10 protein-coding genes are annotated in these 13049 nt (G+C 74.1%); 5 read left to right on the forward strand and 5 right to left on the reverse strand.

Translation table 11 applies throughout. From position 1 onward, the window contains the following. Positions 1–4: 4 nt before the first annotated feature. From ACT01A_RS13330 to ACT01A_RS13345, 4 genes are all read left to right on the forward strand, one after another. Positions 5–832 carry an SDR family oxidoreductase gene (locus ACT01A_RS13330; protein WP_445152747.1) on the forward strand — a complete coding sequence of 276 codons (828 nt, stop codon included), beginning with the start codon at positions 5–7 and terminating at the stop codon, positions 830–832. Continuing rightward, the gene (locus ACT01A_RS13335; protein WP_445152748.1) at positions 825–1301 is read left to right on the forward strand and encodes an anthrone oxygenase family protein; all 477 of its coding nucleotides are present in this window, start codon (positions 825–827) and stop codon (positions 1299–1301) included. Before ACT01A_RS13330 ends, ACT01A_RS13335 begins: the two co-directional genes overlap by 8 nt. Before the next feature lie 225 nt (positions 1302–1526). Then, positions 1527–2195: a CAP domain-containing protein gene (locus tag ACT01A_RS13340; protein WP_445152749.1), complete on the forward strand. Its 669-nt coding sequence runs from the start codon at positions 1527–1529 to the stop codon at positions 2193–2195. After that, on the forward strand, positions 2183–6997 hold the full coding sequence (locus tag ACT01A_RS13345) for a beta strand repeat-containing protein (protein WP_445152750.1): 4815 nt from the start codon (positions 2183–2185) through the stop codon (positions 6995–6997). The genes ACT01A_RS13340 and ACT01A_RS13345 overlap by 13 nt, the downstream gene beginning before the upstream one ends. A gap of 19 nt (positions 6998–7016) precedes the next feature. On the opposite strand, the gene ACT01A_RS13350 is transcribed toward ACT01A_RS13345, so the two are convergent. Both ACT01A_RS13350 and ACT01A_RS13355 read right to left on the reverse strand, forming a co-directional pair. Continuing rightward, positions 7017–7646 carry a response regulator gene (locus tag ACT01A_RS13350; RefSeq protein WP_445152751.1) on the reverse strand — a complete coding sequence of 210 codons (630 nt, stop codon included), beginning with the start codon at positions 7644–7646 and terminating at the stop codon, positions 7017–7019. Further along, entirely contained in the window at positions 7643–9472 is a 1830-nt protein-coding gene (locus ACT01A_RS13355) for a PAS domain-containing protein (protein ID WP_445152752.1), read from the reverse strand. The genes ACT01A_RS13350 and ACT01A_RS13355 overlap by 4 nt, the downstream gene beginning before the upstream one ends. A gap of 82 nt (positions 9473–9554) precedes the next feature. Between ACT01A_RS13355 and ACT01A_RS13360 the strand changes: the two genes are divergently transcribed. Next, complete coding sequence (locus ACT01A_RS13360) at positions 9555–9932, forward strand: nucleotide triphosphate diphosphatase NUDT15 (RefSeq protein WP_445152753.1); 378 nt, start codon at positions 9555–9557, stop codon at positions 9930–9932. Between the two features lie 190 nt (positions 9933–10122). Here ACT01A_RS13360 and ACT01A_RS13365 read toward each other — a convergent pair whose 3' ends face one another. The 3 genes from ACT01A_RS13365 to ACT01A_RS13375 are packed head-to-tail and all read right to left on the reverse strand — an operon-like array spanning position 10123 to position 13047. Then, the gene (locus ACT01A_RS13365; protein ID WP_445152754.1) at positions 10123–11619 is read right to left on the reverse strand and encodes a flotillin family protein; all 1497 of its coding nucleotides are present in this window, start codon (positions 11617–11619) and stop codon (positions 10123–10125) included. Next, positions 11616–11885 (reverse strand): hypothetical protein, encoded by a 270-nt coding sequence (locus ACT01A_RS13370; RefSeq protein WP_445152755.1) that lies wholly within the window; start codon positions 11883–11885, stop codon positions 11616–11618. Before ACT01A_RS13370 ends, ACT01A_RS13365 begins: the two co-directional genes overlap by 4 nt. Positions 11886–11928: 43 nt before the next feature. After that, positions 11929–13047, reverse strand: a complete 1119-nt coding sequence (locus tag ACT01A_RS13375) for an NAD(P)/FAD-dependent oxidoreductase (protein WP_445152756.1) — start codon at positions 13045–13047, stop codon at positions 11929–11931. Positions 13048–13049: the final 2 nt, after the last annotated feature.

Genomic DNA, 13049 nt, shown 5'->3' on the forward strand with positions numbered 1-13049 from the left:
CGTCATGACCGCTCAACCCACCCTCGTCCTCGGCGCCACCGGCAAGACCGGCCGCCGCGTCGCCGCGCTCCTGGAGCAGCGCGGCGTCCCCGTCCGCGCCGCTTCGCGCAGCGTCGGAACGCCCTTCGACTGGACCGACCCGTCCACCTGGGCGCCTGCCCTGCGCGGCGCGCGCGCCGCGTACGTCAGCTTCTTCCCCGACCTCGCCGTCCCGGGCGCGCCCGAGGCCGTGGGCGCGCTCGCGGCGCTCGCCGTCCGCGAGGGCCTCGAGCGCCTCGTGCTGCTCAGCGGCCGCGGCGAGGAAGAGGCACAGCGGGCCGAGGAGCGCGTCCGCACGGCGGGCGTCCCGACGACCGTGGTGCGGTCCGCGTGGTTCGCGCAGAACTTCAGCGAAGCGTTCCTCTCCGACCCCGTGAACGCGGGCGCCGTCGCGCTGCCCGTGGGCGACGTCCGCGAGCCGTTCGTGGATGCGGACGATCTCGCCGCCGTCGCGGTCGCCGCCCTCACGGAGGACGGCCACGCGGGCGAGGTCTACGACTGCACCGGGCCGGAGGCGATCACGTTCGCGGAGGCCGTCGCGGCGATCGCGACGGCGCGCGACCAGAGCATCACCTACACCTTGGTCGGCCTCGACACCTGGACCGCGGAGCTGCGCGCCGCCGGCCTGGACGACGACACCGTCGGCCTGCTCTCGTACCTGTTCGGCGAGGTCCTCGACGGCCGCAACACCGCCACCGGCGACGGCGTCCAGCGCGCGCTCGGCCGCCCACCGCGGACGTTCGCCGAGTACGCCCGCGACGCGGCGGCGGCCGGAGCGTGGACCCATGCGTAGCGCGGCGACCCTCGCCGGCGCGCTCGGTGCCGGCCTCGTCGGCGGCACGTTCTTCGCGTTCTCGTCGTTCGTGATGCCCGCCCTGGAGCGACTGCCAGCGACCGACGCGATCAAGGCCATGCAGTCGATCAACGTCACCGCCGAGCGGCCGGCGTTCATGGTGGCCTTCATGGGCACGACGCTCGTCGCCGCCTACCTCGCCGTCCGCGGCGTCATGGACTGGGGCGACCGCCGCGCGACGCTGCTGGTCGCCGGCAGCGCCGTCTTCCTGGTCGGCTCGTTCCTGCTGACGGTCGCCCACAACGTCCCGCTCAACAACGAGTTGGCCGACGTCTCGCCGCACGCCGCGAACGCCGCCGCGCGCTGGCAGGAGTACCTCGACGGCTGGAACTGGGCCAACCACGTGCGCGGCGCGGCCTCGATCGGCGCGGCGGCGGCATGGGTCGGCGCGCTGTTGTCGACGCCGTAAGCCCTCGCTGACCACGCACTCAGCCGATCGGCCTCGGCCGATCGGCACGGGCGCGATCAGCGGGTTGGTGGGGGGATCGTCGCGGGGGCGACGGGAGGGCGATGGCGATGCACAGGTTCATGGGCCTTAGCGCTGCAAAGTGCTGTGGGCGAGCGGCAGTGCGACACGGCTCCGGAGACACCGGATTCAGGACTGAAGTTCTCTCCAGCCGGGAGGCGCACAGAGATGAAGGACTTGCACTTCAAAGCGGCGGTGCTCGCCACCGCCGCCGCGAGCGTGATGCTCGCCGCTGCCCCAACGCCTGCGTCTGCGCAGAGCGCGGGGCTCACGTTGGCCACGCAGAACTGCGAGGGCGCCGAGGCGCCGATCGCCGCGAGCAGCGTCGCGGCCAACCGGGCCGCGCTCGCGTGCCTGATCGACGAGACCCGCCGCCAGCGCGGGCTCTCCCCGCTGAAGTACGACGACCGCCTGGGCCGCGCCGCGCGCGACCACGCCGCCGACATGGTCCGCCGCGACTACTTCGCGCACACCTCGCCTGGTGGGACGACCGTCAAGGACCGCCTCCGCGACTCCGGCTGGCCGACCCGCGGCGATTGGTGGGCCGGCGAGATCCTGGTGCTCGGCACCGGCGGCGCCAGCACCCCCCGCCGCCTGCTCACCGCGTGGCTGACCAGCCCGCCGCACCGCGCCATTCTGCTCAGCGCCAAGGCCGCCCGCATCGGGATCGGCGTCGCCCGCGACACGCCGGACAGCGACGGCAAGCACGCCCAAGACGGCGTCACCGCGGCCGCCGAGCTCGGCCGCCTGTGCCCCGTCGACGACCGCGCGGCCCAGGAAGACCCCCTTTCGACCTACGACAACTCACGCCGGGAGAACGCGACATGCGACGACTGACCCACTGCCTGCTCGCGCTCGCCGCGGCCTGCGCCCTCGCGACCGCCGCGGCCCCCGCCGCGTCGGCCGCCCCCACCTGGAACTGCGAGGCGTCTCCCCTGCACGCGCGCCTCCTCGGCCTCGACCTGACCCTCGGGCTCCTGACCTCCAACGCCAACGGACCCCGGTGCCGAGACGACTCGCGCGGCATCGGGGCCCTGACCGGCGGCCTTCCTGTAGGTCTTGCCGCCGGAGCCCTCAACTCCTCCACCTCGCTCACCGGTCCGTCCGGAACGACCTCCGCTCAGCGCGCGACCGCGTCGGCCAACGTCGCCAACGTGCGCCTCAGCGTCACCGGCCTGATCAGCCTCCTGCGCGTCGACGCCGCCACGTCGAGCGCCACCGCCTCCTGCGTGAGCGGCGCCCCCTCGCTCACCGCCACCTCCACGATCGGCAACGTCTACCTCGGCGGCGTGCGCGTCGTCGGCCTCGACCGGCCGGTCACGATCACCGGCAACGTCGTCAACGGCCTGCCGGTCGGCGTCGTCGCCCAGCTCATCCCCAACGAGCAGACCATCGTCAACGGCGTGCTGACCCGCAACGCGCTGCACGTGACGATCGGCAACGTCCTCGGCGGCTCGCTGATCGACGCCACCGTCGCGCAGTCGATCGTCTCCGCGACCGGCGCCGTCTGCGACACGACGACCGAGCGGCGCCCCTCCGTGGCCGTTGTCGACAGCGGCCGCAACCGCGTCGTCGCCGCGACCGTCACGCCGCCCGAGGGCCGCACGATCACCGGCTGCGTCGTCACCGCGCCCGTGCGCGTGACCGGCAGCTACGACGCCGCCACCGGCCGCTGCACCGCGACGCTCCCGCGCGCCGACGTGCCGGCCGGGACCTACCCCGTGACCGTCGAGGCCACCGACAGCGCCGGGCAGACCGGCAGCGGCTCCGGATCGATCACCATCACCAACCCGTCGGTCGGCTCGCCCGCCGTGGCCGATCGCGCGATCACCGCCGCGGTCACGCCGCCTGCGGGAGCCACGATCGCCGCGTGTGAGTTCTCCATCACCTCAACAACGATCCCCGGCATCTATGACGCGAGCGCTCGCGTCTGCCGCGCCACGCTCCCGGACTCCGTGCCCGAAGGCACCGCCACCGCGACGGCGCGCGCGACGGACTCCAATGGCGACGTCGGCACCGCGACCGCCACGGTCACCGTCGGCGCGGTCCCGCCCGGACCGGCCGTGACGCTCGTCGACAGCGGCGAGAACCGTACGGTCGTCGCGCGGCTGGCGCCCGGCACCGGCCGGACCGTCACCGCCTGCACGCTCGCCGTCCGCGACGCGGACTCGACCGGCGGCTACACGACGCTCCCGTCCCGGCTAGGTGACGGCGGCACCACGTGCACCGCCACGCTCCCGCGCGGGGACTACGACCCCGGGGCCTACGAGGTCCGCGCGACCGCGACCGACGACGCCGGCCGCACCGGCAGCGCGACCGGCCCGGTCACCGTCGGCGCACCCGCCGTCGGCGCCCCGACCGCCGACGACCGCGACCTGCGCGCGACGCTCGCGCCCGCCGCGGGCACGCCGGTCGAGGCCTGCGCCTTCGTCCTCTCCCCCGTCGGGGGCGGCGCCGACGTCACCGTCGACGGCACGGTCTCGGCCTCCGGCGCCGTGTGCACCGCGACGGCGCCCGCCAGCGTCGCCACCGGCACCTACGTGGTGACCGCGACCGCCCGGGACGCCAACGGCGACACCGGCCGCGCGGACGCCGAGCTGCTCGTAGGCACGCCCGCGCCACCGGCGACGCCGCCCACGGTCACGCTGACCGACAGCGCCATCAACCGCGTCGTCACCGCGAACGTCACGCCGTCTGACGGCGACGCGATCACCGCGTGCGCGATCGGCGTGCGCGCGGCGGGCGCGGACGACGGCACGCCGCTGACGCCTCTCGACGCCACCTACGACGCGGCGCGCGGCACCTGCTCCGCGACACTCGGCACCGCCGCGTTCCCGGCGGGCTCCTACGAGGTCGTCGTCTCGGCGACCGACAGCTCCGGCGACGGCGCCACCGATCGCGGCACGGTCCGCGTGGTCGCGCCGGACGTCGGGGCGCCCGCCGCCGACGGCCGAACGATCACCGCGACCGTCGACCCCGCGCCCGGCACGCCGCTAGTGAGCTGCCGGATCGAGGTCGACCCCGCCGGGCCAACGGCGCCAGTGACGATTGCGGGCGCGCTGAGCGACGGCACCTGCACGGCCACGCTGCCCGACGGTGTCATCGACCCCGGTGAGGCCACCGCGACCGTGACAATCACCGACGCCAACGGCGACACGGGCAGCAGGACCGCCGGCGTGACGATCGGCGCCGTGCCGCGACCTGCCGTGCAGATCGTCCCGGCCGACAACCGCGCGGTCGTCGCGGAGGTGACGCCGCCGCCCGGCCGCACGATCGACTCCTGCACGATCGAGGCGCGCCCGGCCGGAAGCAACGACTACACCTTGCTCGACGCGCAGTACGACGCGAGCACCGGACACTGCACCGCCGCGCTCCCGCGTGACACCTATGGTCCTGGCGCCTACGAGGTCCGCGTCCACGCGACCGATGACGCCGGCCGGACCGGTGAGGCTACCGGCGCGGTCGAGGTGCGTGTGCCGGACGTCAGCACGCCCGCGATCTCCGGGCGCACCGTCACCACGACGGCGACCGCGCCCGAGGGGACGACGCTCGCGTCGTGCCGCTTCGTCCTGACGCCCACGGGCGGCGGCGGGGCGACGACCCTCGACGGCACGCTCGACGCCGCGACCGGCACCTGCCGCGCCACGCTCCCAGACGCCGTGGGCTCCGGCGCGTACAGCGTCGAGGCCACCGTCACCGACGACGCCGGTGACGCCGGCACCGCGACGGGCACCGGCACGGTCGGCGCGGTCCCAGCCGGCCCGGCGGTCGCGCTGAGCGACAGCGCCACCAACCGCACGGTCGTCGCGACGATCGCTCCGGGCGCCGATCCCGACGTGCGGTCCTGCACGCTGGAGGCCCGACCCGCCGGCAGCGGCGGCACGTTCACCGCGCTGGCCGACGCCGCGCTGAGCGACGACGGCACGACCTGCACCGCGACGCTCCCGCGTGACACCTACGGTCCCGGCGCCTACGAGGTCCGCGCGACCGCGACGGACGCCTCGGACCGCACCGGCAGCGCGAGCGGCACGATCATGACCAGCGCGCCGAGCGTCGGCACGCCGACCGCGAACGAGCGCGAGATCGCCGCCCCGGTCACGCCCGCGCCCGGCGTCGCGATCGACACGTGCAAGATCACGCTGACGCCGGCCAACACGGACAACAACCCCGAGACGACGATGCTCGACGGCCGCTACGACGCCGCCACCGCCAGCTGCGTCGTCACCGCCCCGGCGGCCGTGGCCGACGGCGCGTACATCGCGACCGTTACCGCGACCGACGCCAACGGCGACGGCGGCAGCGCGTCCGGCGAGATCCGCGTCGGCGCTCCGCCCGTCGCGGCCACGCCGCCGACGGTGACGCTGGCTGACAGCGGTCGCAACCGCGTCGTCCAGGCCAACGCATCGGCGCCGTCCGGCGAGACCATCACCGCCTGCGTGTTGCGCGCGCGCAACGACCAAGGCAACTTGGTGGTCTTGGACGCCACGTACGACGCCGCGGCCGGCACGTGCACCGCGACGCTCCCGGCCACCGCGTTCGGCGCCGGCAGCCACGACGTCGACGCCACCGTGACCGACAGCACCGGCGACGCGGCGAGCGCCAGCGGGATCATCACGATCGCCGGGCCCGAGGTCGGCACGCCGGTCATCGACGGCCACGACGTCGCCACGCCGGTCACGCCGGCGCCCGGCACGCCGGTCGTCTCCTGCACGGTGACCGTGACGCCGCAGTCCGGCGGCACGGCGACCACGATCAGCGGCACGGTCGCCCCCGATGGCACCTGCACGGCAACGATTCCCGACACGGTCACGCCCGGCACCGCCGACGTCACGGTCGACGTGACCGACGGCAACGGCGACACGGACACGGGCACCGGCACGGTCGTCGTGCCCGCGCCGGTCTCCAGCACCGACACGGGCGGTGGCGGCGGCACGGGTGGCAGCGGCACAGGCTCCGGCACCGGCGGCGGCGCCCCATCCTCCTCGCCGTCGCCGGTCACCGGTGGGTCGGTGCCGAGCTCCGGCGGCGTCTTCGCCACCGGGAACACGCGCGACATCCTGCTGTCGTGCGGCAACGGCCGCCTGCTGCTGACCGATGTGGTGATCGCCTCCGGCCGCGTGCGGCTGACCGGCGTCGCCGCCCAGCAGTACGTGGGCAAGGTCGTGACGCTCAAGTTCAGCGCGACCGGCAAGAAGGTCGCGACGGCGAAGGTCGCCGCCAACGGGCGCTTCACGGCGCGCGCCAAGCTGCCGGCCAAGAAGCTGCGCACGAGCGACCGCGCCCGCTACCAGGCCGTGATCGGCACGCTGGCCAGCCCGAAGCTGAAGCTGACCCGCCGCACCTACGTGTCGAAGATCGCGCAGGCCGCGGGCAACCGCGTGGAGCTGCGCGGCACGGTGACCAAGCCTCGCGCGCGCACACGCGCGACGATCACGGTGCAGCGGCTGGTCTCGTGCAAGAAGTACGAGACGGTCGGCTCGGTCAAGTTGTCGTCCAGCGGGAAGTTCGTGGCGCGCGTCGCCCGGCCGGGCGGCGCGAACGCCGCGCTCTACCGCGTCATGACGAAGGTCCCGTCCAAGCCCGGCGGGAAGGCGACCAACAAGACCTACAGCCTGCTCGGCGGGATCGACCTGAAATAGCTGGTCGATCCCCCGCAGGTCAGGTCAGGAGTCCCCGGCGCATCGCGGCCGCTACGGCGGCCGCGCGCTCGGAGACCTCCAACTTGGTGTACAAGCTGCGCAAGTGCGTCTTGACCGTCGCGTGACCGAGGTGCAGCTCGGCGGCGATCTCGGCCACCGAGCGCCCCTCGGCGATGCGCTCGAGCATCTGCTGCTCGCGCTCGGTCAGCGGCGGCGTCTCGGGCAGCCGCTGGCGGCGCAGCTCGGCGGTCAGGCGGCGGCCGGCGACCGGCGCGAGGACGACCTCGCCGCGCATGACGCCGACGATCGCACGGCGGATCTCCTTGCTGCCGGCGTCCTTGGACAGGAAGCCGTTGCCGCCCGCGCTGAGCGCGCGGTGCACGGTCGGGCCGTCGTCGTGGGCCGAGATGAACAGCACGCGCGTGCCGACGCCGCTCTGCTCCAGGGCGTGCGCGACATCGGGGCCATCGCAGCCGCGCATGCGCACGTCGAGGATCGCGACGTCCGGATCCAGGCGGCGGATCAGGTCCAGGCCCGTCGGGCCGTCGCCGGCGGCACCGACGAGCTCCAGCTCGGGCGCGCCGCTGACCGTGTCGGCCAGCGCCTGGCGGTAGAGCGGGTGGTCGTCGACCACCACGACGCGGATCATCGCGGCGTCTCCTCTTCGAGGTGATGGGGCAGCTCGACGGTCACGACCGTGCCAGACCCGGTCCCGCCCGCCCCGACCGTGCAGTGCCCGCCGGCCAGCTCGGCGCGGTAGCGCATGGTGTCGATCCCATAGTGGCCGGGCTGCGGCGTGCGCAGCAGCTCGGCGTCGACGCCGATGCCGTCGTCGGCGACGGTCAGCCGGACGCGACCAGGGCCGTCGGCGTTGTCGTGGTGTTCGAGCGTGATCTGGACCGTGGTGGCGCGCGCGTGCTTGGCGACGTTGCGCAGCGCCTCCTGGACGACCCGGTACAGGACGACGCGCGCGGCGTGGCTGGGCTGCTCGCGCAGGTCGTCGTTCAAGATGTAGTTGAAGTCGAAGTCCGCGGTCGAGATGTAGGCCTCGATCGCCGCGCCGATCGCGGTCTCCAGCTCCGGCGGCTGAAGTTGTATGAGCAGCTGACGCAGGCGCGCGGTGGCGTCGCGGACGTCGTCGCTGAGGCGCGTGAGCCGCTGCGCCCCGGTGCCGTCGAGCGAGCCGGCGAGCTGCTCGGCGCGCAGCGCGACCGCGCTCATCGCCTGAACGGCGTCGTCGTGGATCTCCCCGGCGATGCGACGGCGCTCGAGCTCCTGGGCGGCGACCAGGCTGGCCAGCAACTCGCCGCGATGGGCGTCGGCCTCGGCCAGCGCGGACATCGTCAACGCGATCTGGCGCTCATAGCCCTCGCGTAGGGAGCGGTCGCGCAGCACGACGACCGCGCCCTCGATGCGGCGCCGGCCGCGCAGCGGGGTGACCGTGAAGTCGACCCCGAGCAGCTCGCCGCCGCGGCCGCGAACCAGCGCCCGCTCCAAATGGCGTTCGCGACCGTCCTCGAGCGTCGCGCGGATCGGGTGGTCGGGCGTCGTGCGCGGCGGGCGCAGCACGTCCTCGAGCGAGAGGTCTTCGAGGTCGGTGAGCGTCGCGCCGATCATCCGCAGCGCGGCGTTGTTGGCGAACGTGACGCGCGCCGAGCGGTCGAGGCCGACGATGCCTTCAGAGATCGACTCGAGGATCAGCTGGCTGCGGCGGTGCAGGCGGGCGAGCTGCTCGCGGACGACGCGGCGCTCGGTGATGTCCTGGTCGGTGCCGCGCACGCGCACCGGCCGGCCCTGGGCGTCGACCTCGGTCGTGCCCTGGCAGTGCATCCAGCGCAGGCGCTCGTCGACGGTGATCACCCGGTGCTCGAACGCGAACGGGTCGGCGGTGACCGCGGCGGCGCGCAGCAGCTCGCCGACCATCTCGCGGTCGCCCGGGTGCTGGTGGCCGAGGACCTCCTCCAACGGCACGGGCTCGCCGTCCTGCTCGCGGCCGTGGATGCGGAACAGCTCGTCGGACCACGAGACGAGGTCGGAGCGCAGGTCCCAGACCCAGCTGCCGATCCGGCCGCGGCGCTCGGCGTCGTGCAGGCGCTTGCGGATCTCGTCGGTCGGCCGCAGGTCGTCGTGCTCGACCGCGCGCAGGACGATGCCGAAGCGCGGGCGGGCGTCCCCCTCGGCTGTGAGGTCGAGCAGGTCGCCGCACACGACGCCGCCGCGGACGCTGTGCTCGAAGCGCGCCCGCCCGGCCTCGAGCGCGACGCGCGACGCCTCAGCCCGAGCGGCGACCGCATCGTCGTCGAGCAGCTCGGCGTCGGTCGTGCCGACCATCGTCCCGGGCGCGAGCCCGTGCGCCTCCTCGTAGTCGCGCGTGGCGAAGACGTAGCGGCCGTCGGCGTCAAGCAGCGCCGCGCCGGCGGTGCCGTAGTCCAGCAGCGCCAGCAGGCCCGGGTCGGTAGTCGTGGAGATCGCCATCGACACGCCCGCTCTCCCCCAAACCCGCCCCGATTATTGCGGTGGAGTGCGGCCTGGTCCGTTCGGCGTAGGCTCGCGCGCCATGGCGACGGGCATCGGCGTGGGCGTGGTGGTGCGGCGGCCGGACGGGCGCGTGCTCGTCGGGCGGCGGCTCGCGGAGGAGGGCGCGCCGCTCGCGCTGCCGGGCGGCAAGCTCGATCCGGGTGAGACGGTGGAGCGGGCCGCGGTGCGCGAGCTTTCGGAGGAGACCGGGATCACGGTCGCCGAGGACGCCGTGCGCGTCTTCGCGGCGGTGCTCGTCGACGGCTGGGTCGTGCCGGGCGTGCTCGCCGAGGTCGACGGCGTCGAGCCCGAGCTGCGCGAGCCCGCGAAGTTCGGGGACTTCGCGTGGATCGCTCCGGCGCAGCTGCCCGACGACGCCTTCCTGGCGACGCGGCTGCTGCTGGAGGCTGTCTCCTAGCGCCGAGGCGTCCGTGCTGCACATGCGGCTCGCGGCCCCTGCTCCCGGGAGGGGGAGCAGAGGCCGGCAAGCGCACGGCGTTCTTGCCCAGAAGGCGGCGGCGTCCGTTCCGGGGCGATCCGTGCCCTGCCTCTTATGAACCCATCGGCAGGTGCGCGGAGGACCTTAACGCCGTGTCCGAATAATGACGTCAGGCTTCTGGAGCGTCGTCGCTCGGCGGAACGGAGCGCTGTGGCACGCGGCCGTTTGAGCCATCGCTGCTGCTCCCGCCGGTCGCTGACTGCCCGAGCGTCTCGCGAGCCAGCTTGAGCGCCGGGCCGGCCTGCCCGATGACCTGGTTCATGATCTCGCCGACCCCGGCCGCGCCGTTGAGGATCGTGAGGTTGTCGACGCCCTTGAAGGACTCGGCCGCCGCTCGCACGATCTCCGGCAGCTTCTCGGCGAGCTGCTGGCCGATGACCGCGTCGGACTGCTTCTCCAGCGCCTCGGCGCGGCTGGCGATCGCCTCGGCCTCGGCCAGGCCCTTCGCGCGGACCGCGGTGCCTTCCGCCGTGCCCTGGGCCTCGGTCGCCGCCGCCTCCGCCAGGCCGACCTCACGCGTCTCCTTCGCCCGCGCGGCCGCGGCCAGTTCGACGCGCTTGGCGTCCGCCGCCGCGCCGAGCTCGACCTTGCGCGCGTTGGCCTCGGCGGCCAGCTCGGTCTCGCGCTTGCCCGCCTCGGCGAGCGCGATCCGCGCCTCGCGCTGACCTTCGGCCTCGACGCGCTGCCGGTAGGCCTCGGCGTCAGCCGGCTTGCGGATCGACGTCTCCAGCCGCTTCTCCTCGCGCTGGGCTTCCAGGTCGGCAACCTCGGTCTCCTGCACGACGACCTGCTTGCGCGCCTCGGCGTCGGCCAGCGGCCCGGATTGGGCGGACGTCGCCGTCGCGCGGTCCTGCTCGGCCTGGAACTCCGCGAGCTTGATCTGCGTCTCGCGCAGCGCGGCGGCCTTCAGCGTCTCGGCCTCCTGCTCGCGCTCGGTCGCCTCGCGGTCGGCCGCGGCCTGCGCGATGCGCGCGAGCTTCTTGACCTCGGCCGCGCGCGGCTCGCCCAGCGCCAGGATGTAGCCGGTCGGGTCGATGATCTCCTGGATCTGCAGCGAGTCCACGACGAGCCCGAGCTTCTGCATCTCGTCCGAGGACGCGTCGCGCGTCTGCTGGGCCAGCTCGTTGCGATTGGCGATCAGGTCCTCGACCGTCAGCCCGCCGATGATCGAACGCAGGTGGCCGTGGAAGACCTCCTTGACCATGTCGTGCATCTGCGACGACACGCGCCCGCCCTCGATGTCCTGGTCGTGCAGGAAGCGCGTGGTCGCGTTGGTGATCGACTGCGGGTCGTCGCCGACCTTGAACAGCGCCACGCCGCGCACGCCGACCGGGATCTTCTGCGAGTCGACCCCTTCAACTTCCAACAGCGCCTTGTCGGCCTGCAGCGACAGGTACTGCGCGCGCTGCAACGCCGGGATGACCATCGCCCCACCGCCCGTGATGATCTTGAACGTCCGGCCTGCCGCCGACGTCCCCGACGCGCCGAGGCCCGTGACGATCAGCGCCTGGTCGGCCGCCGGGACCTTCCACAGCAGCTTGAACAGCGCGGCGATCAGGACGATCGCGACGACGACGGCGATGCCGGCGATGGCGATGGGACTCATGAAGCGGTGTCTCCTTGGTAGAGGCGGGTGACCAGCACCGTGCGCGATGCGACGCGATCGACGACCACGATCTCCTCGTAGGGGTCGATGCTGCCGCCGTCGACGTCGCGCGCCATGAAGGCCTGGACGCCGCCGTTCATCGCGATCATCACCTCACCGGTTCGGTCCGGCGCGATGGCGCCGCTGGCCGTCACGCGGCCGTGGCACCCGATGGGATCGCTGAGCATGGTCAGCGCAATCATGCCCGCCGAAGTGGTCGCCTGCACTCAAACATCTCGCCAACCCCGGACCCGGAGTTGGGGATGGTCTTTAGAGCGGCGTGCCGCCGGTCCGCAGCTGCACGTCGTGGCGGCGGTCCGGGCCGAGGCTGAACATCGGCTCGGCCGGCTCGCTGGCGAGGATCCAGCGCTCCAGCCGCTCGGCCAGCGCGGGCCCGTGCTTGAAGGCGTGGCCGGAGCCGCCGCCGAGAAGCCAGACGCGGCCGTCGGTGCATGCCGGGTGCGGCGCGACGACGAAGCGCTCGTCGGAGGTCATCTCGTACTGGCAGACGCGGGTGCCGACCAGCGGCGCGTCGGCGATGTCCGGGAAGCGGTAGCCGAGGTACTCGCGCGCGACGCGCTCCAGCGTGGGGTCGGCGCGGCGCTCGGCGTCCAGCGAGTCGATCGCCGGACCCTCCTGGTCGGGCCCGATCTTCACGCCACGCCCGTCGAGGTCGCCCATCCCGTAGAACGCGCCGTCGAAGTCGACCCAGCCCGGCACGCCCGGCGCCGCCCACCGGCCGGGCACGCCGAAGTAGTAGACGTCTTGGTGGGTGATCCGCAGGTCGAGCACGTCGCCGAACAGCGCCGCCATCCAGCCGCCGCAGGCCCAGATCACGTGGTCGGCCTCCAGCACGCGCCCGTCGTCGAGCGCGACCCGCGCGCCGTCGTCCTGCGGCGTGGCCGCCGCCGTCACGCGCTCTGCGCCAGCCGCCACCGCGCGGTCGGCCAGCGCCCGCACACCGTCCCGCGCGCGCAGCAGCCCCGCCTCGGGCTCCAGCAGCGTGAACGCGAGGTCGTCGGTGCGCACGGACGGGAACAGCTCGGCGGGATCGACCCGCTCGTTGGGGATCCCGAGCGAGGTGAGCACCCGCTCGGCGTCGGCCTCCCACCCGTCCGGCCGGCGCGCGAACCACGCCACGCCGCTCTCGCAGACCAGACGCCGATCGAGCTCCTTCCACAGCTCCAGCGCGCGCCGCGACATCTGCGCGTGCGTCGCGTCCGCGCCATGGGCGCTGCGGATCAACCGCGACTCGTCGCCGGACCCCGACCGCACGTGGCCGGGCGCGTACTGCTCGACGTGCGTGACGGACCAGTCGGAGCGGGCGAGACGATCGGCGAGCGCGGAGCCGAGGACCCCCGCGCCCACCACCACGGCGGAGGGCGGCATAC

This window comes from Baekduia sp. Peel2402, from assembly GCF_052567285.1.